The following is a 20,596-nucleotide window of genomic DNA, read 5'->3' as shown; positions in this document are numbered from 1 at the left end:
TCCCAGGCTATATGATAATTCGGAATTCCGTCCAGCCCTGTTCATTCGATTTTAACGAAAAATGCAAATTATGATTCACCAGGATTTCACGGCTTAACGTAAGGCCTATTCCCTGTCCATCGGGCTTGCTGCTGTAAAAAGGATTAAAAAGCTGCCCGGATTCTTCTGCTGATATCGGTTTACCGTTATTCAGGATGGCAAGCTCCTTTTGCGAGAGTAATACATACACCTCATTTCCATGTTCACAAGCCTGAACTGCATTTTTAATTACATTGACCAACACCTGCTCCATTTGACCAGAATCAGCTTGCCTGGCTACATTTTCAGTTACATGCAGCACAAACTTGACGCCCATTTCGGTGGCAAGAGGTTGCATGAAAATACATACGTCCCTGACCAACCCTGATAAATCAACGGTTTCCAAAGCAGGCGAAGGCAGCCGGACCACATCGGCAAAATTTCGCATGAAACGCGTCAGCCGCATGTTCCGCTCCGAAGCAATGCGCAGGGCATCGCTTACTTCTGAAAATTCCTCCGCGTGCAGATAATTCCTGGTTGTCTGCAGAATAGAATCCGTGGCGCCAAGGGTATTATTTACCTCATGCGCCATCATACGAATCACCTTTCCGTAAGCCTTTTTTTCCGAGTCGTGCATTTCAGCCGTCAGTTCCTCTATCAATAAAAACGACCTTTTGAAACCCTGATCCATAAAATGCGACCGCTGCACTTTAAAGGTTTCAATCCCATCGGCTTTGCGTATCCTTGCCTCTCCGTCTGCCAAAAGTGTGAGATCCATCAGTAAAGGCACACCCGTTTCTTGAAGCTTTTTCCCCGTTAAACCTTTTCCAAACTGCTCAATTGCCTTGGCATTCAGGGTTTCAATTTTTTCGTCAAAGTCAAAAATGATGATGGAGATAGGTGAGGCAGCAATTAGCTTTTCCAGGAAAAAGTGCTGTTCGTTCAGCTTTGTTCTTTCTTCCCGAAGCTGGTCGATCATCAGGTTATACACTTCAATAAGCGTGTCTACTTCCCCTTTCCCGGTGGGTACAAATTTAATTGTAAAATCCTTATCCTTAATGGCTTCAATGCCCGATCGTACGAATTCGTTCGGCTGCATAAAGTCCTGGTAGATCTTGATGGAAAGCGCCACGGAAAAAAGCAGAAAAATTTCGGAAGCGATAAACAGAACCTTATCCTGAAACAAAATCTTGTACACCAGTAAAACCATTACCAGATGAAGTACCAGAATATATAGCATGTATTTACGCTTTACAGACCACCTCATACGTCATCCGACTCATAAGAAATTCCATACTTTTCGAGCCGGCGATACAAAGCGAACCGGGTAATCCCCAGCGATCGGGCTACTTTTGAAACCTTGTTCTGGTGAAATTCCATAGCCCTTCGGATCATCTGAAACTCCATTTCTTCGAGTGTCAGGGTTCCTACTTCCGGCAGAGCGCTGCTTCGCGAAGCAGCCATTCCTTGGTTTAAACTGGCCTGAAAATCACTCACATCCAGTACATCCGATCCCGAAAGCAGCACGGTTCTCTCCACAATATTTTTCAGTTGCCTGATGTTTCCCTGCAAAGGCAACGATTTCAGCCATTTTGAAGCCGCTTTACTTAGCTTCAAATTGGGTCGATGATATATGGTTTTGAGGTTATTGATAAAAAATTCCGTCAGTAAAGGAATGTCGTCCGGTCGTTCCCGCAGCGCCGGAAGCTTCACCGTAATGAGATTGATACGATAGTACAGATCCTCCCGGAAAGTACCTCTCGCGACCATTTCTTCCAGATTCCGGTTGGTGGCACAAATCACCCGCACATCCACAGTACGACTTTTGCTACTACCTAAAGGCTCAAAAGTACGCTCCTGCAATACCCGGAGCAATTTCACCTGGCTGGAAAGATCCAGCTCTCCGATCTCATCCAGAAAAATGGTACCGTGATTCGCCATTTCAAAGCGTCCGTCCCTGTCGGTTTTCGCATCTGTAAAAGCGCCACGAACGTGTCCAAAAAGCTCGCTTTCGAATAAAGTAGAGGAAATTCCACCCAGGTTTACCTTTACAAACGGCTTGGTTTTACGTTTACTGTTGGAATGAAGGGCTTCGGCAATCAGTTCTTTCCCGGTTCCACTTTCACCTGTAATGAGCACAGGCGCATCCGTGACGGCTACCCGACCCACGGTTTCCAATATTTCAAGCAACTTGGGATCTTTACCTACAATGTTATCAAACTTATACTTTTCTTCCAGCCTGCGCCGGCTTGTTCCCTGCGCACTCTGCTGCCCCAGATTCAATATTGTTTTTATCGATTGCAGTAAATAATCGTTTTGCCAGGGTTTGGTGATAAAATCCTTCGCTCCCAGTTTCATTCCCTGCACCGCCAGGTCTATCGTTCCCCAGCCGGTAATGAGGATCACGGGTAGGGCCGCATCATGTTTACGGATTCGTTCAAGCAGGTTCAGCCCTTCTTCTCCCGATGTTTCAATGGAAAAATTCAGATCCAGCAATATCAGTTCCGGAGTTTCGGCATGCAGTATTTTAAAAGCATCGTCAGGCGAGGCCGCGCCTCTCACGCCAAACCCCTCCCTTTTAAGCAGAAGCGCCAGAGAAGTACGTATGGCAAGATCGTCGTCGATGATAAGGAGCACTGGAAGTTTTTAAGGTTAAAATTTTTAAGGTTTCACGCAAAGGTTTTAAGTAAAAGAGCAAAGAGCGCAAAAAAATAATCTTCATGCGCTTTGTGGTTATCCATTTAGCTTGGTTTAGAGTAAGAATTAATGGTTTACTGCAAAGGTTTTAAGTAAAATGCACAGATCGCAGAGAGTTTTACTTAGCGCCCTTTGCGCTTAACTTTATTGCTTTGCGTGAGCCTTAGTATGAAACAATCACAGTTTATTCACAACCCGATGAATCCCATCTTTCAAAAGTTTGGCATTAAAGTTAATCAGTAAGCCCAACTTTAAATTTGACAGTCTCAAATAGGTCAAAAGCTGAGCGGAGTGGACAGGAGCAATATCAGCAACTGCTTTTACTTCAATGATAATCTTGTTTTCCACGATCATATCAATCCGGTAACCTACACCCATTTTTACTTCTTTGTATTCGAATGGCATTACAACTTGTGTCTGAACTTCAAAACCTGCTTCCACTAAATCGTACGCCAGGGCATTTTCATAGGCAGATTCCAGCAATCCAGGGCCTATATTCCTATGCAATTCAAGTGCAATCCCTATAATTTCATAAGATAGTTCATTCTCATCCATAGCAGTTTGATCTGAAGTGTATAGCACAAAGTTATTATCCTGTTCCTAAATGAGAGGCAGATATCACAATTATTTGCGGACTTTGCGCAAGTCTTCCCTACTTTGCGTGATCCTTTGAACTTTCTACTCCTCATGCAAAGCAACAGCCGGATGTATCCTTGATGCCTGCCGACTGGGCCACCAGGCGCAGAGGGTTACGATGATGAAGATCAAAACGATTGCAATAAGGATGGCTGTGATGTATATATTGGCATCCAGATCAAACACGTGCATGATCGGAAACTGAATAGCAAAGAGTAAACCTATCACCACACTCAATGTAGCTAGCACCCATATCTCACCTAAAAACTGGACTGTAACGCCGCCTTCCGTAGCTCCCATTGCTCTGCGCAGACCAATCTCATTCTTTCTTTTGGCTATATTTAAATTGAGTATCCCAAAAAGTCCCAGCGCTACATTGATCAGTAAAAATCCGCTAACGATCAGAAAAATCGCTACGGGTACAAGCGTGAGGTTATGCCTGTTTTTGCGCTGCTCGGTCAAATAGCTAATCTCAATGCCCCAGCCGGGTAACGCAGCTGCAATCTCTTTGACCAATTTGGCTTCAAAATGAGCGTCTGTACCTGCTTTGGTTTTAATGAGTACGTTGCTGTTCCAGGTATCATCCTTGCCAATCAGTTCAAACAATGCTGGCTCGTCTGATGTAAATTCTCCTTTTGCTTTAAATTTATCCACAACACCCACCACCTTGAAAGACAACTTGTCGTCAACTTTAATGACCTTCCCCAATGGATTGGAAGAACCAAACAGATCCATTTTTAGCCTGGTATTAATCACAATAGGCACATATTTTGACACCCGATCGGCTTCCGCAAACCATTTCCCTGATACAACCGGCAAGCCCAGCGTTTCGGCAAAATGTTCGTCGGTGCGGTAAAAGTCCGGATACGCAGTAACTTTATTGTAGCTTACTGCATTACTCATCTGATTAGCGGAAAACGGTGTGTTGCTGCTCATACGTGATAACGACTGCACCTCCTTATGGGATTCGATCTGGGACACTATGCGCTGCAATTTTTGGGCAACCCCTACGGTATCCTGATTGGAATCCAGTTGCAGATTCCAGACATGCTCGTATTCAAAGCCTATCGGCTGAATGTAATTATTGAAATTATAGACAATGAGTGAGAGCACGCCAAAAAGTACCATAAAGGACGCCCAGATTTCAATAATCAGCAGGGCATGCGGGCCTTTTTTATTCCAGATTAATTTAAATAAATGACGTAACATCGTGAAAGTAGATTTTGTAAGTTTAAATAGTTTTACGGCTTGGGGTACAGAAGCCCCCCCTACCCCTGGCACCATGCCCCTTGCCCTACGCTTTCAACGCATCGACAATTTTTAGCTTTGACATCCGGAATGCGGGTAGTACACCTGACAGCAATCCAAAAACAAAACAGATAAAAATGCTGACCAGAAATACCGGGAAGTTGATGGTAAGATCGGCGTAGGCAATCCAGCCACTGGAATTGATCATGGTGATCACTAAAAAGGATAACACCAATGCAAACAGCCCTCCAATAAATGTGATGAAAATATTTTCGATGATAAACTGCCACAGCAACGCTTTGGAAGGTGCGCCAAAGGCCTTTCGCACACCAATCTCAGAGGCGCGTTCCAGTATCCGACTCACATTGACATTCACCAGATTGATCGCTGGCAATCCCATGATCATGAGCAGAACCAGGCCAATGATCGTGTAGAAGAAAACCTTTTGCGAATCTTCCCTGGCAAATTGTTCGAGAAAATGGCCGTAGTATGTATGTGCCTTCACCACTAATACTGAGAATTTCTGACCATCCTGAATCTCATCCTTTGAAAGCCTGGAAATCACGTTGTCAAACTCGGCCTGGATGGCGGGAATGTCTTCACTACGCTTAGCCAGCACCATGGCAATGTATCTGCCCCGCATGCCTTTACTTTCGTAATTACTCTTAGGTGCAGTGTAAGGAAAGTAAACATCTCCATAGGTGTACAATCGGGTGGGCGGACTGCCCTTGACCACACCAATTACCCGATAGTTGATGTTTTCTATATCCACAAATTTACCTACGGCCTGAGCGCCCGGCTCAAAATACTGGCCGCGAAGATCGTCGGTGATCACTGCCACGTGATCGCCATTTGTGATATTTTGCTCGTTGTAGGGTTTGCCCTCCAGAAATTCAAAATCAGCAACATCCCAGAACGCTACATCTGTATATTTGGTGTTCAGCTTTATTCGTTTTCCATTTACATAAGTATTAGAAAAACTAAAATTGGACACAATGGCAACGTTTTCAGGCGTTTTTAGTGATTTAGCATATTTTTCCAAAAATCGGAAGCTGGCCGGACCGGAACTCATTGAGCTCTTCGCAGAGTCCGTTTGCAGGACATTGGCAATGTACAGCGTCCTATACCGCTTACTTTCCGGATAATGAGAACCAAACAGATGGTCAAGAAATGACGTAAGCACCATGAGTACAGTCAGCGTAAGACTGATCCCAAACAAAGTAATGAATGTATAGAAAGGATGCCGAAGCAATACCTTCCAGGCGATTTTGATGTAGTTAATGAGCATAATTTTCTAAATTTTGAATGAGAGAATGATAGACCGGTCGCCGGTGCGATGAGTAAGCAAATCGTGCTAGTGTCATGTCAAGTATATTTTGGTTGTCTTGCTGAGCGGACGCCCGGCGATCGAAGCATTTTTACCCTTCGACTCTGCTGCCATTGACACATTTATAAAGTTCTGATTATCAAAGATGCCAACTTGGTTGCCCGGTCTTCGACTCCGCTCAGACTGACCCAGATCATGTCATTTTCAAAGAGCTTGTTTGCTCCAAAAAATAGTTACTCTATGTGATATTTGGCCCAGGCTGAAAGGTATTTAACCGTCATTAATGCGTGATACGACACGAGTATTCTATCATTCACACCTTGTATCAATCAATATTAACTTACCTGCGTCCCGTCGAACAGCCGTATCAACCTGTGTGTCCGCTTCGCCATGGCGTCGTCGTGGGTGACCATCACGATCGTGGCACCTTCTTCATTCAGGTTCTGAAGAATCGTCAGGATTTCGTTGCCCATGGCGCTGTCAAGGTTTCCGGTTGGCTCATCGGCCAGAATGATATCTGGCTTTCCCACAATGGCTCTGGCTATGGCTACACGCTGTTTTTGTCCACCCGATAATTGTTTTGGGAAATGCTTCATCCGATTGCTCAGCCCTACCTCCTCCAATGCTTCTCTCGCCAGTTCACGGCGCTCTTTGAGTGAACTATCGCGATAGAGCAATGGAATCTCCACGTTGTCAATCACCGAAAGGTCATTAATCAGGTGAAAGCTTTGGAAGATAAATCCGAGCTTCTTGTTGCGCAATTTTGCCAGCTCTTTGTCGCGGTAGTTGGTAACCTTAATTCCTCCCACCTCAATACTACCCTTGGATGGTTCATCCAGAAGGCCCATGATGTTCAGCAACGTACTTTTGCCACATCCCGACGGCCCCATAATGGATACAAATTCTCCCTTTTTTACATCCAGATTGATGTTGTTCAATGCCAGGGTTTCAATTGAACTGGTGCGATACACTTTTTCGACGTTTTGTAATTTGATCATGGCTTGGTTTGTGGTTTAAGGGTTTCACGCTAAGAAAGTTGAGAAGTAGCAGAGACCGCAAAGGCTTATGATTGATCCTCTTAGATACTTCATTTCAACTACATCTTCTTTACGCCCTTTGCGGTTAAGACTTTCCGTCTTTGCGTGAAACCTTACTTTTATCTTATTTTCTCGTTTTTTTCAAAATCATACAAAGTCAGCAATCTCAGACTATAATAGGATTGCCAGTAGTCGCGCAGGGCGATGATGTAATCTCGTCTGGCTCTGTCCTTTTCCTGCATGGCAATACCAAGATCGGTCACGCTCAAATCACTTAATATAAATCTGTCCTGAGCGATCTGGTAACGGTTGGCGGCAATGCCATCCGCTAATTTGGTGAGTTTGGCCTGCTTTTGTAACATTTGCAAAAGCGTAACCTGTGTAAATATCTGCTGTTCAAAGGTAAGTTTATCCTGCTCCACCGACTGCTGTGCAAATTCCTGATTGGCTCTGGCAATTTCCGATCTGGCTTTATTTCGCCCCCAGGTCATGATCGGCAAAACGAATTCAAGCCGGACGGACTCCCTGTCCTGCGGATTTACATAAATATCCCCAGGCCTGGCGCCCTGATTACTTAGTCCGAAAGTGGCTTGCAGCGATGCATTCAGGCCGTTTTCTTTCTTTGCACGCTGCGTTTCCATCTCTGCTTCAAGCAGCCTCCGTTTAAACCCAATGGCATCCGACCGATTGGCAAAAGCTTCTTCCAAAGCGACTTTGGTGTCAATTTCAAACTCGCCGGCCTCAATCGGAATTTCCAGTTCCAGGCTTTGCTGATTCCGTGAACTCAGGAACATTTTCAATTGCATGGATGCCACTGCGGCGGCTTGCTTTGCGGATGCAAGATCCTTTTGTGCCGTCAAAAGGCCCATTTGTAACTGCAAAAGATCATTCTGTGAAATCTTTCCCAATTGTAATTTATGTCCGGCAATTTTGAAAAGCGTGTCACTATTACTACGGTTTTTCTCAGCAATCTGCAAGTTCACCTGAGCCACCAGCAGTTCAAAATAGTAGCCGGTGGCATCGAGCGAAACCTGTTCGAGTGACGAAACAAATTGCTGGCTTCCCTCCTGAAACTTCAGCGGTTCAATTTTCCTGATCCACTTCATTTCATTAAAGCGAAACAAGGGTTGATTGATCCCGATTTCAACCGGTATTCCATTGTAACTTGTTGATTTTCTGTCAAAATCATCAAAGCGCTGTAACTCTTTCTGAACAAAAATGGTACCGCCTGTTAACGCAATATTCTGACTCAAACCCAGATTCACCAAAGAATTATTATAAGACACATTCCTGAATGAAATGGTACCATCGGGCTGTACCACCTGAATATACGATCTGGTAAAACCTGGTAAAATTCCATTCAGACTAAGCTGTGGCTTGAAATCCGCAATAAACGAGCGGTACTGCCAGTAATTGGTTTTCTTGCGTGTCACCGCCTGTTTTGACGAAATGGATTGAACCCGGGCAAGCTGCACCACTTCTGAAAGTGTATATCGCTGTACCTGACCAAAGGCCTGACCAATTACTGCAAGTAGAAAAACGGCTGGGAAAGAAAATCTTCTCATAGTGTAGATCAGTTTTGAATGGTGATTTCTTCCAAATGTTCATACTGATTCATATCCGTCAGAATCACCTTCTCACCCACCTGCAAACCGCTTTTGATCTCAACAAAGTCAAAATTAGAAAGTCCAACCTGTATTTCTCGTCTTTTGGCAATACCGTTTTCAAGCACAAAAACATGTTGTTTCTGTTTGCCGTTAAACGCCGGACCGTTGGCTACCCGAATTGTATTGGCACTTCGGCTGGTCACTACATACACCTCCACTTTCATATTCGGGCGGAGTGCCTCGTTTTGAGCGTTATCGAGCTGGACTACGAAACCAATCACGCCGTCTTTCACGGCTGGCTTTACCTGGGTGATGACACCTCGCAATGCCGATTCATTTACTTTAACAATAACAGACAGCCCTGGTTTTACCTGTTCTGCATACACATCCGAACAGGAACCTTCTACACGAAAACTTCCCAGGTCGGCCACCTTGGCAAGCATTTCGCCCTCATTGACCGATGAGCCTATGTTTTCGTTCACCCAGGTCAGTACACCTTTCCTGTCGGCAACGATGTCGGCCATTTTCAGTTTGTGCTGTAATTCCTTTAAGTTTTTACCTTCAATCTGCGCGCCAAGTTCGGTTTCCCGCAAACTGGCGCCCATGGATTTACGGTTGTACGAAAGGTCATTTTCCAGCTGTTGTTTTTCAAGTTCCACTATTTTCAGCGCATTTTCTGCACGGGTTATGTCTTCTTTGGTACCGCCTCCTACTTGCTCCAAACGCCTGGAATCTTCGAGATCAGCTTTTAGCTTGTTTATGTTAAGGAGCTTAATTTTGTCGCTGATTTCGGCATCGTACAGATTTTTATCCAACCTCATACGCAGCTGATCAATCCCGTTCTTTTTAAGCTCTAATTGATCCTGATAACGTTCGAACTCAATTTGGGTTAACGATTTGTCGAGCTCCACAATGGCTTGTCCTGGAACAACCTTGGTTCCCGGAGTGAGTAATACACTCTTGATACTGGCGCGAATGGGACTTGTAATGATCTGCTCGTAGGCAGGAATCACCTCACCTGTGGCATTAAGTGTGTTTTCGACATCTCCCTGCTGCACCACAGTGATCCTTATCCTGGACGACTCCATGCTAGTGCCCAGGGATTGTCTGAAGAAATATATTCCGGCAGCAAGGATGACCAGGACGGTTGCTCCTACAAACCACTTTCGGTTTCTTTCACTTTTGACTAATTCCGGTGCGACTTCTCTGTCCATAGATGAGGAATTCTACTTATAAATTTGTTTCATGGCTAATGATCATTTTCATCACAACATCATGCCAACGTTCAACTCATTTTAAATCAGCAAATTAACCCATTTACCGCACAAAAAAAGCCGTGCGATATCGCACGGCTTGTGTCATTACGAACTGACAGGTTTTATTAAAACTTACCTTCTCTATCTCACTGGTCAGAAGCCTCGTCTAGGTTTTCAACTTCTTTTTCTTGGCTGCGGGGAAAAGAATGTTATTCAGGATCAATCTGTATCCTGCTGAATTGGGATGAAGGTTAAGATCCGTAGGCTCCTCTCCTACCCGGTGCTCGTAATCTTCCGGATCGTGGCCACCATAGAAGGTAAAAAATCCCTTACCGTGGGTGCTGTGTATGTAACGAGCCTCATTTGCCGATTTATTTTCAGCCAAAATGACCACTTCGGGCTTAACGAAACGATTTTTGAACGCGGTTGTCTGGCCCATAAATCCTTTAATCGTAGTCTGATGATTCTGCGTAAGCATACTGGGCACCGGGTCCCATTTTGCAGAGAATTGAAACAGATTAAAAAAATCATTTGCTTCTGTCAACCCGCGTTCTTCCCGCTGGTTGTCAATATCAGAAAACTCAATTTCATATGGATATGGTATGGTTTTAAAGTCTTTGAAAGCAAATGAATTCTCATAGTTCAGCTTGCCGTTGGCCGCAGGATCTGCGGGGGTGCCGTCGTACATGGATTCCACAATATCAACTCCCGCCGCTGCAAGTGCGATGTCAAATGTATCGGTAGCATTGCACATTGCAAACATGTAGCCACCGCCGGTTACGAATTCGGCTATCCTTTGCGCCACTGCAAGCTTCATTTTGGGAACATGGGCAAACTGAAATTTTTCTGCGATTCCTTCCGCTTCCTGCTTCTGTTCGCGGTACCAGGGGTAATCCTTGTATTGAAAAAACTTCCCGTACTGACCCGTAAAATCTTCGTGATGCAAATGAAGCCAGTCATATTCGGGCAGCTTATTATTCAACACTTCCTCATCATATACTACCTCATAAGGTATTTCGGCATAGGTGAGCACCAGCGTTACGGCGTCATCCCAGGGCAGTTTTGATTTCGGCGAATACACCGCCACCTTGGGTGCTTTTTGCAGCTTCACCGCATCCATATTCACGTCCGCAGCACTTATCTGACTTAATATCTGACCCGCTTGCCCTTCAGATATCGTTTCATAACTCACACCTCTGATCGTCATTTCGGTAGCAAACGTCTGATTGAAAGGCACCATAAAACTGCCCCCACGGTAATTGAGAAGCCAGTCCATTTCCATTTCGTAACTTTTCAGTATCCAAAAGGCGATACCATATGCCTTTAGATGATTTTTCTGGGTATTGTCCATGGGTATCAACAACCGGTTGGACCACCCTTGTGCAGATATCGATAAAAAAATGATAAGCGGAACAAACAGGCGTATCATTGGTTTGATTCTTTCGCGCATCGTGTGCAGCTTTACAAATTGAATTTCATGTTACTTATTAAATCTTTTGATCACACAGGACGGGAATAGGATTTATTCTGATTTACTACCCGTTTACAGATCAGAGAATAAACGTAATATTATTAAATATGATGCACAACTGAGCTATGAATATTAAGGAAAATGTAGATGAAGGGCTCCGGTCGATACAATCGAATCTGCTGCGTACGGTACTTACGGCGATGATCATAGCCATCGGCATCACCTCTCTTGTAGGGATTCTTACCGCCATTGAGGGTATGCAAAACTCCGTCAACAGCAGTTTTGCCGATCTTGGGGCGAATACTTTCACGGTTCAGGACAAAGACGCCAACAATCGTAGAAATGGCGGGCGCAGAAAAAGAATATATCCGGTAATCAATTATCAGCAAGCGGGCGACTTCGCCAACAAATTCCGGTCGGAATTCGGCGGAACCGTTTCTTTGTCCGCCAACATTGGGGGTGCTGTTCAGGTCAATTATCAATCCAAAAAGACCAATCCCAACATCAATGTAATAGGGGCAGACGAGCCTTTTCTATCCATAAAAGGATACAAAATTGGTCTCGGGCGCAACATGAACAAGAGCGACCTTGAAAACTCACTCAATGTGGCCATACTTGGCCAGGAAATTACCAACAAGCTTTTTCCCCAGATCGACCCTATCAATAAGGAAATCACCTTTATGGGTGCACGTTACAAAGTGATTGGTGTACTTCAAAAAAAAGGATCCATGGGTGGCGGCACCGACGCTGACCGGTTGGTTATCATTCCGCTAGCCAATGGACGCGGGCTGGCAGCAAACCGGGCACTTACTTACAACATCACGGCATCGGCTGCGGGTGCTAACGGCGAAGAAATTATTGAGGCAGGTCGGGGACTGATGCGCCGCATTCGTGGAGATGCGCTGGGCAAAGAGGATTCGTTTGAAATAGAGCGCGCAGATGCCATGGCCAAGAACTTTGAAGATATTTCCGGCTATCTGCGTATCGGCGGATTTGGAATTGGAATCATCACACTGCTTGGTGCCTCCATCGCCCTCATGAATATCATGCTCGTATCTGTGACCGAGCGCACCCGGGAAATTGGTATCCGTAAATCGCTCGGTGCAACACCCAGTGTGATACGTTTTCAATTTCTGATCGAAGCCATCGTGGTTTGTATTATTGGCGGTATAGCTGGTTTGTTTTTGGGCATTATCATTGGTAACGTCATCTCCAACATCATCAGTTCGGGCGCTACATTTGTAGTGCCTTGGCTATGGATGGGCATGGGCATGTCGGTCTGTATAGCGGTAGGCGTGCTTTCCGGGATTTACCCTGCCATCAAAGCCTCCAGGCTGGATCCGATAGAGGCGCTACGTTATGAATAGCTGATAGCTATTAGCTGTTGGCTTTTAGCTTTGATGTGCTGGTGAGAAACATTTTGCAGTTAAATGCTGATAACAAAAATCGCACATGGCGGATGCTGAAAATTATTCTCTGATTTTTTAGGCGCTACGTTTGAATAGCTAATCGCTTTAGCTGTTGGCTTTTTGCTTTGATGTGCTGGGGAGAAGCATTTTGCAGATAAATGCTGATAACAAAAATCGCACATGGCGGATGCTGAAAATTATTCTCTGATTTTTTCTCTCACCTTCTTGCGAAATGTATTTTTATGTCTACTTTTGCACTCCCAACAAGACAGATCAATGCCCGGATGGCGGAATTGGTAGACGCGTTGGTCTCAAACACCAATGAGGTTACACTCGTGCCGGTTCGACTCCGGCTCCGGGTACTAAGCCGAACTTTTGTGAGAAATCACTTAAAGTTCGGCTTTTTTCTTGTTCTAAGTCGCTGTTTATCTGAAAGATAAGAGCAGCCGCTTCATTGATTTTTGTGGTTCGATACCCACTTTATGAAAACACCAGTTTCTCAGGATCAAGTCAAAAACTTGTGGAGTGCATAGGATTTATCTAGGTTTGTGTTTTTAATCAAACCCGTTTGTTTTGGAGAGTTTCTTGCCTATTGTTCAGTTTTTATTACCCGAATTCATTCTAGAAAATTTCAATCTTACTTCCGTAGACAAAGACGGAGATACTTTTCACGTCCGCATCGAAGAAAAGAACGCTGCTGATAACGATCCAGACAAGAAAAATTTACTCTCCAAAGGCTTCTTTCCTACCATCACGATTCAGGATTTCCCAATTCGCGGACATAAAGTTTTTCTTCACATCAAACGGCGCAGATGGTTGAATACCAAGACCGGCAAAGTGGTTTACAGGGACTGGAGGGAAGTAGCAGAGGGAACGCGAATGACTAGTGAATTCGCAGCTTTTTTAAAAGAAATCGGTCGATACCAACCCGAATAGTGCCTGGACAATCGGACGGTTATATGGAGTGAATGGCAAGGATCTGCTACGCCAATACCGTGATTTCCAAAGCGGATTCAAGGACTGGGGCCAACGAGGACATGCTAAAAAGTGGCTTTTGTTTCCTGAAAACATAGGTTCTCACCTTTCTATTGACGAGACTAGTCTTTCCCGTGGCGAGCTCTACACAATTCTTACAAACAAAGCTGCAAAAGGTGGGCGTGGAAGTATAGTGGCCATAGTGGCGGGGACTAAAGCCGAAACAGTTATTGAGGTTATCCGTAAAATTCCCGAATCCCAACGCAAAAAGGTAACGGAAATCACCCTGGACATGGCTGGCAGCATGGAAATGATCGCAAAACGATGCTTCCCGAGAGCTACGCGCGTTACGGATCGTTTCCATGTACAGAGATTGGCCACAGACGCTTTGCAGGAAATGCGCATAAAATACCGCTGGGAAGCTCTGGATCTGGAAAATGATGCTATCGAGCAGGCCAAATCCACTCATGTTGAATATGTAGCCGAAGTATTGCCAAACGGGGATACCATTAAACAGCTGTTGGCTCGCAGCAGGTATGCGCTTTACAAAAAGCCAAACACCTGGACTGATAATCAAAAGGAACGAGCCCAATTAGTCTTTGAGCGCTTTCCCGACCTCAAAAAAGCATATGATCTGGCGCAAGAGCTTAGTAACATCTTCACCAATACTACTGAAAAGATTTACGGGCTAACCCGGTTGGCAAAGTGGCATGAAAAGGTCCGACAATCCGGGTTTAAATCATTCAACACAGTTGCCAGATCAATAGAGAATCACTATAAAACTATCGTAAATTATTTTGACAACAGGAGTACCAACGCTTCAGCCGAGTCCTTCAACGCAAAGATCAAAGCATTTAGAAGTCAGTTCCGAGGGGTTCGTAACGTGGAATTCTTCCTTTACCGCCTAACTCAGTTATATGCTTAATCCAAGTTAGTCCACAACATTTGGTTTTGATCCGTTTCTCAGGATATATCGAACCAATGATCTCACGTTTTAATTTTGTATCTGATCCATTGTAGACTATATCAATGTTGAAAGCGCGTGCACTGCCTTATCCAGTATTTTTTCAGGGTTTACAGGACTACTTACACTGGTTGTCATCTCTGTTAATCTTGCTTCAAATCGTACGAGCTTTTCCTCAATTTCTGTTTTCATCGCCGATTACGAGTTCTATCTGCTCTCTGTCCGCAAGATGGGCAATAATGCAGTGGTGAAGCACATGAAAATGTTCCGTAAAATCACTAACATTTGCCTGGGCAATGGCTGGATGAATCTTAATCCGTATTTAAACTTCAAGGGTAAGTTTAAAAAAGTTGACAAGGCGATCCTTACCAGAACTGAACTTGACCTGATGGCAAGAAAAGAGTTCGCCAGCGATCGGCTTGCCCAAGTACGCGACACCTTTCTATTTTGTTGTTTCACCGGCTTGGCTTACTCTTATGTTCAGAAGCTCGAAAAAGCCAGATAGTTCGAGGGATTGGTGGTAAACAGTGGATTTTTAGTCAACGCACGATAACGAATATAAAATCTCATATTCCGCTGCTGTTCGAAGCGCTAGAAATTATCAACAGGTACAAAGACCATCCGCTTTGTGAATCGCGTGGGCTGGTTTTGTCAGTACCGAGTAACCAGTAGAGGAATGATTATTTGAAAGAGATTGCGGTGATCTGCGGGATTAATAAGGTTCTCAAATCACGTGTAGCCAGACATACGTTTGCGACAACTATTACTCTGTAAAATGGTGTGCCGATCGAGAGCGTTTCAAAAATCACTACTGGAATGATGGTCATTCCAATAGTGTCAAATACGCTTATTTAATCAGTGTCACTCCCTTCCGGGTCATCTGTCATTCCATGACCGGCTCCATCTTTGGTGTTATCAAATGTAAGGCCAGCCAGGCAATCAGAAATGAAACACTGCAGACGATGAATATCACATTGTAACCAGCTATCAGATTACCGATCCCTTTGTAATAATCCAGAATAAAGCCAATGAATAAAGGGAACAGCACGCCGCCTATCGCACCGGCCATGCCACCAATGCCGATGACCGAGCTCACCGTATTTTTGGGCAGCATATCCGAAACGATGGTGTAAATATTGGAACTCCAAGCCGCATTGCCGGCAACTGCGAGCCCGATCAATCCGACTGCGGCCCAAACGTCTGTTACAAAGCGTGCACCAACAATAGGCACCACACAAAGCGCAGCAATGAGCAGGGCAGCCTTCCGTGATTTGGAAACACTCCAGCCTTTTTTGATAAACCAAGACGAGAGCAAGCCTCCTCCAACTGCGCCAATGGTTGCAGCCGAGTATACAATCACCAGCGGAAGTCCTGGTTTTTTAAGATCGAGGTTGAATGTGGTACTGAAATAAGAAGGAAGCCAGAACAGGAAAAAATACCAGATCGGGTCGGTCAGAAACTTCCCGGCAATAAACGACCAGGTGGGCCGGAGCGAAAACAACTTAGTCCAGGAAATCTTTTCCTGAGCCGCACCTTCCTCTGCCCGTTTTTCTGAGGGCGTATCGTCAATTCGAATGTAGGCCAGTTCCGATGCCGACAGTTTCGGATGCTTTTCAGGCTGTTTGTAAATCAGCCTCCACGCAATGAGCCACAAAAACCCGATGGCTCCCGTGATGATAAAGGCAGCCTTCCAGCCATAAATCCCCAAAAGCCATGGTACCATAATGGGCGCAACACAGGCTCCGATATTGGAGCCTGAGTCGAAAATCCCCGTGGCAAGTGCACGTTCTCTTTTTGGAAACCACTCAGTTACCGTTTTTACAGCCGCCGGAAAATTACCGGATTCGCCAATACCCAAAGCTGCCCTTGCAATACCAAAACCCAAGGTACTGTTGACCAGCGCATGACACATCGCCGCAACACTCCAGATCGTCACTGAAATGGTGTAACCTGCTTTGGCCCCAATCTTATCAACAACCCTGCCGAAAACCACGAGACCTATGGCGTAGGTAGCGGAAAATGCCATCACAATGTAACTGTAATCGCTTTCTGTCCAGTTGTATTCAAGCTCTAAAACCGGTTTTAACAATCCAAGAACCTGTCTGTCCAGATAGTTGATCGTCGTGGCAAAAAATAGTAAGGTGCAAATTGCCCACCTGTAATTTCCGGTTGTAGTATTTGTCATGATTCAGTTAAGAAAAAGGCGTTTATATGCATAGTTAATCAGCATTACGGCAGATTCGTCAATTAAAGGTGATCGGAGACATTTGTGATTCCATCTCAATATTCCCTGCACTTTCGTTATCCAGAAACAGATATGCATTGGACAAAGTACGCAGAATGGTCGACGGGTATTGCTCTGAAATCTCAGCATTCAAAGTATGGAAAACGGCCTCGGCCTTGGAAGGCCCCGGTACCATGCTGTATATTGCCTTCGCCTTTAACAAAGCCGGAACAGTTAGCGTGTAGGCATAGGCAGGAACCTGGCTTACGTGATCAAAACAGTCTTCATTGACCTGCTGCTGTTTACTTTCCTCGGCAAGCTCAACTACTTTGACCAGTTTATCTTCATTGAAATCCGCGATGAACGGATCATTGAAAGCCAGATGTGTATTTTCTCCAATTCCCATGCAGGTAATGTCGCTTGGATATTTCAGCAGTAATTCAGTGTAACGCTGGCATTCCGCTTCGGTGTCTTCCGTGCTGCCATTCAAAACAAACACATTCGCAAAGGGAACCTTGTTGAAAATCTGTTCCCCCAGAAAGTGAGAAAAATGCTGTTTAGCACCCACCGGCAAACCAATGTATTCGTCCATATGAAAAGCATTGACACGCTTCCAGTCAATATCTGATTTTATGAGTGTAGCCAGAAATTCATTTTGTGAAGCGGCAGCTGCAAAAATCACATTTACGGATTCCTGCTTTCCAAGCAGTTCATTTATTTTTTCGGTTACCAGTTGCGCGGCTTCTTCCCCCAGCTGTTGCCTGTTTTCAAAGATCATTACCTTCAATTGGCCAGCTGTTCCAGTTTTAACGATTGACATTTTTTGCGTATTTAAATTTATTCCTTTAATATTTCAATGTGTTTTTTTGATCATTACAATCTGAATTTCACCCCTGCACGTCCCCAGAACGAATAGAACTGCTTTTGGTAAATGCGTTCGCGCACGCCGAAATAATCCGTCTGCGGCGCTTTCGTCAGATTTTGTGCTTCTGCGTAAATGGAGATCCTGTCCGTAACGCGGTAAGAAGCATTGGCATCGATCTGTATACGACCATTTCGGATCACATCGGTTGCATCCTGGTCGCCCAGCAGCACAGTGTAAGCTCCGTTGTAGTTCAGGTTTCCCTGGATCGTAAATTTCTTGTGATTAAAAGAAAGTGATCCGTTTGCGGTATGATCGGCTTGTCCGGGCAGACGCAAATTTTTACGAAACTGCGCATCTGCGCTCGATTGGGTATAGGTATAATTTGCCAGCACCGACAGACCTTTAAGTATTCCAGGCAAAAATGTAAGGTTCGCCTGAACATTCAGTTCCACACCATAAACATTGGCTTGATCGCCATTCAGCGTTCTGAACCATCTCCAGCCGGTATACCTCTGTGCACCTTCAAACTCGTCTCCGGCCAACGCGAACACACTGTTGTATTGGAACTTATTAATTTTTTTGTAAAAAACGCCCCCGGAAATGATCCCGAGATTGTTCAGATACTTCTCATACATCAGATCCAGGTTGGTTGCAAATGCTGGTTTAAGTTCCGGGTTGCCATCTGTGATTGTTTCGCTCAGAAGACTGATCACACGGCCCGGCACCAGATCCACGAAATTAGGCCGGGAATAACCGTACGTAAGTGCTGCACGTAACAAAGAGGATTTATCCAGGTCGTATTTAAACTGAATGTTGGGAAGCACCTTGATGTAATCGTTCTTTTTCCGGTTAGGTGACGTGGACGCCCAGTTGCCGTCGGCATCGGTTTCAATTATATTTCCCTTGTAATCCACCTGCGTTCTTTCGACCCTGGCACCGACGAGAAACATCAGTTTGTTGAACTGAATTCTGTTCATCAAATAAGCTGATGATACCGTCTCAATCGCATCATAATAATAGGAATCGATACTACTTCTTGTCGCCCCTGTATTAATGGGGAACATGCTTGTCCCCAGATTGTCATCAAGAAAAGCAATCGTTTTGTCTTTATCTACACCCAATCCGAAATTGGTGTTACCATCCAGCAGGTCTGACGAAATCTCAGGATTTCCGCTAAAATTGGTGAGGTTCCCTGCCGCTGCGGCTCCGGCATATGTCGTTACAATTGTTTCATCGGGGCGGAATCTTTGGTTATGCATACGTTTCAGCTTGGCACCTGCTTTAAAAAAGGCTGTGTTACTTCCAATTTTATAAGGTACGCTTGCATTCAGCCGAGCTGTGAAATTTTTCCCGTTCGTTGTCCACCAATCTCTCTCAACAGTATTGTAAGTATACAGGGAAGCATTGTTTTTCCAATCTGTTCCATAAGCTGACAAATAATCCGTGCTGATATCCGATATCGAAAGTGGAATGTTACCGGTGATAAAGTTGTAGATACCCGACTTGTTCACAAATTCAGATTCGTTCATAAATACGCCCGCATCCAGTTTCACGGTTCCGATAACCGTTTCACCCTGAATGTTAAAGTTCAGGTTGCTGTTGTCTTCCGTTGCTGCTTTGATCTCGTTGTACCCGCGTCCTCTTGGGTTGCTGTACACACCTTCTTCGCTAAGTACATTTCTTGCGGTCTGCATCCGGGTACGTTTCCGGTAACGGGTCAGCTCATTGTTGTGGTTGCTGTACATCACGTTCGCCACGATACTGGTAGTCGGACTGAAATTGTAATCAATTGTAGCGGACGTCCCGGTTCTGGTACGCTGGTTTTCCACATACAAAAGGCGGATATCTGTTGGAAAATAAATCTTCCCTTTTCCATAATCATTTTGCTCCCAAACCTGTGAGCGGATTTCATCATACCCGTTTTTAGTTCGGAAATAACTACCGGTCGCCATGATACCCAGCTTGCCATTCGGGTTTTTATCATCGGCAAAAAAACGCTTGCCCAGCGAAATATTTCCGATACCATTCAAATTGCTCCGGAGATTGTTGTATCCCGCGCCCAGATCCACCGATAACTTTGGTTTTAATGAAGTAGCCGTAGGTGTTTTCATATTGATCACACCAGCAATGGCGTCCCCGTCCAGATCGGGCGTAAGCGTTTTGACAACTTCCATGGAAGCAAGCACATTCACAGGAATTACATCCAGTTGCGCGTTACGTGAACCATCTTCCTGGGTACCCATGATCTGCTCACCGTTTACGTTGATGTTGGTAAAATTGCCAGGTGTACCCCGCATCTGGACCGTAGCGCCTTCCCCGCTGCTGTTTCTTCCGATCGTTACCCCCGGCAGACGCTGTAAGGATTCAGCCACGTTCAAATCCGGAAACCGTCCCATCAGGTCGGCGGAAATAACCTGTTTGATGTTGTCGGAATTTCGCTGCTGATTGAGCGCTTTGCGTTGTCCTTCCTGACTGGCTGTTACCGTTACCTCGCCCAGATTAAGATCTGCCGATTTCATCTTCACATTCAAAAAAACGGTTTTCCCCGCTGTGACGTTCACCTGCTCTTCAACCGGTTGAAATCCCATATAGACCACTGAAATGATCTGATTTCCTGCCGGGACATTGAGAAGCGTATAGTTTCCGGAAAGATCGGTCGCCACACCAAAGGTCGTTCCTTTAAGAAATACCGAAGCACCCGGTAGTATTTCGCCGGCCGATCCTGTGACCTGACCTTTTACATTACCACCACCCTGGGCAAAAACGGGTGAATTAAAACTGAAAACAATCAGTAGCGCTGTAAGTAAACCCCCGGTAAGGGCACAGCAATTTTTGAGTCGCTTTTTCATACAATCGATTAAG

At 45.0% G+C, this 20,596-nt stretch carries 17 protein-coding genes and 1 tRNA gene; 5 read left to right on the top strand and 13 right to left on the bottom strand.

All coding sequences use genetic code 11. The features are described 5' to 3' along the window. Positions 1-7: 7 nt before the first annotated feature. From DYADSP32_RS27935 to DYADSP32_RS27895, 9 genes are all read right to left on the bottom strand, one after another. Positions 8-1,258 carry a sensor histidine kinase gene (locus tag DYADSP32_RS27935; protein WP_414618117.1) on the bottom strand — a complete coding sequence of 417 codons (1,251 nt, stop codon included), beginning with the start codon at positions 1,256-1,258 and terminating at the stop codon, positions 8-10. A gap of 23 nt (positions 1,259-1,281) precedes the next feature. Beyond that, on the bottom strand, positions 1,282-2,655 hold the full coding sequence (locus tag DYADSP32_RS27930; protein ID WP_149239684.1) for a sigma-54-dependent transcriptional regulator: 1,374 nt from the start codon (positions 2,653-2,655) through the stop codon (positions 1,282-1,284). Positions 2,656-2,892: 237 nt separating this feature from the next. After that, complete coding sequence (locus tag DYADSP32_RS27925) at positions 2,893-3,270, bottom strand: GxxExxY protein (protein WP_149239685.1); 378 nt, start codon at positions 3,268-3,270, stop codon at positions 2,893-2,895. Positions 3,271-3,393: 123 nt separating this feature from the next. Then, positions 3,394-4,560 (bottom strand): FtsX-like permease family protein, encoded by a 1,167-nt coding sequence (locus DYADSP32_RS27920; RefSeq protein WP_149239686.1) that lies wholly within the window; start codon positions 4,558-4,560, stop codon positions 3,394-3,396. 85 nt (positions 4,561-4,645) lie between these two features. Then, positions 4,646-5,887, bottom strand: a complete 1,242-nt coding sequence (locus DYADSP32_RS27915; protein ID WP_149239687.1) for an ABC transporter permease — start codon at positions 5,885-5,887, stop codon at positions 4,646-4,648. A gap of 374 nt (positions 5,888-6,261) precedes the next feature. Next, positions 6,262-6,924 carry an ABC transporter ATP-binding protein gene (locus DYADSP32_RS27910; protein WP_149239688.1) on the bottom strand — a complete coding sequence of 221 codons (663 nt, stop codon included), beginning with the start codon at positions 6,922-6,924 and terminating at the stop codon, positions 6,262-6,264. Positions 6,925-7,082: 158 nt separating this feature from the next. Further along, positions 7,083-8,528 (bottom strand): TolC family protein, encoded by a 1,446-nt coding sequence (locus DYADSP32_RS27905; RefSeq protein ID WP_149239689.1) that lies wholly within the window; start codon positions 8,526-8,528, stop codon positions 7,083-7,085. An 8-nt stretch (positions 8,529-8,536) separates the two neighbouring features. Further along, positions 8,537-9,784 (bottom strand): efflux RND transporter periplasmic adaptor subunit, encoded by a 1,248-nt coding sequence (locus DYADSP32_RS27900; protein ID WP_149239690.1) that lies wholly within the window; start codon positions 9,782-9,784, stop codon positions 8,537-8,539. Between the two features lie 208 nt (positions 9,785-9,992). Next, positions 9,993-11,255 carry an asparagine synthetase B gene (locus tag DYADSP32_RS27895; protein WP_149244637.1) on the bottom strand — a complete coding sequence of 421 codons (1,263 nt, stop codon included), beginning with the start codon at positions 11,253-11,255 and terminating at the stop codon, positions 9,993-9,995. A gap of 167 nt (positions 11,256-11,422) precedes the next feature. Here DYADSP32_RS27895 and DYADSP32_RS27890 point away from each other — a divergent pair, with 167 nt between their 5' ends. The 4 genes from DYADSP32_RS27890 (at position 11,423) to DYADSP32_RS27875 (ending at position 14,606) form a co-directional block, all read left to right on the top strand. Further along, a complete protein-coding gene (locus DYADSP32_RS27890) occupies positions 11,423-12,664 on the top strand; it encodes an ABC transporter permease (RefSeq protein ID WP_149239691.1) in 1,242 nt (413 codons plus the stop codon). 320 nt (positions 12,665-12,984) lie between these two features. After that, a tRNA-Leu gene (locus tag DYADSP32_RS27885) sits at positions 12,985-13,068 on the top strand. A gap of 211 nt (positions 13,069-13,279) precedes the next feature. Then, the gene (locus tag DYADSP32_RS27880) at positions 13,280-13,642 is read left to right on the top strand and encodes a transposase family protein (RefSeq protein ID WP_149239555.1); all 363 of its coding nucleotides are present in this window, start codon (positions 13,280-13,282) and stop codon (positions 13,640-13,642) included. 28 nt (positions 13,643-13,670) lie between these two features. After that, positions 13,671-14,606, top strand: a complete 936-nt coding sequence (locus tag DYADSP32_RS27875; protein WP_414617432.1) for an ISL3 family transposase — start codon at positions 13,671-13,673, stop codon at positions 14,604-14,606. A 96-nt stretch (positions 14,607-14,702) separates the two neighbouring features. Here the strand turns inward: DYADSP32_RS27875 and DYADSP32_RS27870 are convergent, their stop codons facing one another. After that, positions 14,703-14,837, bottom strand: coding sequence for a hypothetical protein (locus DYADSP32_RS27870; RefSeq protein WP_414618116.1), 135 nt, complete (start codon positions 14,835-14,837; stop codon positions 14,703-14,705). A gap of 37 nt (positions 14,838-14,874) precedes the next feature. Between DYADSP32_RS27870 and DYADSP32_RS27865 the strand changes: the two genes are divergently transcribed. Next, complete coding sequence (locus tag DYADSP32_RS27865; protein WP_414618115.1) at positions 14,875-15,150, top strand: hypothetical protein; 276 nt, start codon at positions 14,875-14,877, stop codon at positions 15,148-15,150. A 378-nt stretch (positions 15,151-15,528) separates the two neighbouring features. On the opposite strand, the gene DYADSP32_RS27860 is transcribed toward DYADSP32_RS27865, so the two are convergent. The 3 genes from DYADSP32_RS27860 to DYADSP32_RS27850 are packed head-to-tail and all read right to left on the bottom strand — an operon-like array spanning position 15,529 to position 20,583. Further along, complete coding sequence (locus DYADSP32_RS27860) at positions 15,529-16,830, bottom strand: MFS transporter (protein ID WP_149239692.1); 1,302 nt, start codon at positions 16,828-16,830, stop codon at positions 15,529-15,531. 58 nt (positions 16,831-16,888) lie between these two features. Next, positions 16,889-17,689 carry a 6-phosphogluconolactonase gene (locus DYADSP32_RS27855; RefSeq protein ID WP_149239693.1) on the bottom strand — a complete coding sequence of 267 codons (801 nt, stop codon included), beginning with the start codon at positions 17,687-17,689 and terminating at the stop codon, positions 16,889-16,891. 53 nt (positions 17,690-17,742) lie between these two features. Next, positions 17,743-20,583 carry a TonB-dependent receptor gene (locus DYADSP32_RS27850; RefSeq protein ID WP_149239694.1) on the bottom strand — a complete coding sequence of 947 codons (2,841 nt, stop codon included), beginning with the start codon at positions 20,581-20,583 and terminating at the stop codon, positions 17,743-17,745. Positions 20,584-20,596 lie beyond the last annotated feature (13 nt).

Origin of the sequence: Dyadobacter sp. 32 (assembly GCF_902506755.1) — a bacterium.
Classification (GTDB): Bacteria; Bacteroidota; Bacteroidia; order Cytophagales; family Spirosomataceae; genus Dyadobacter.
The sequence above is the reverse complement of the archived record's forward strand: the minus strand, read 5'-3'. Positions and strand labels throughout refer to the sequence as shown.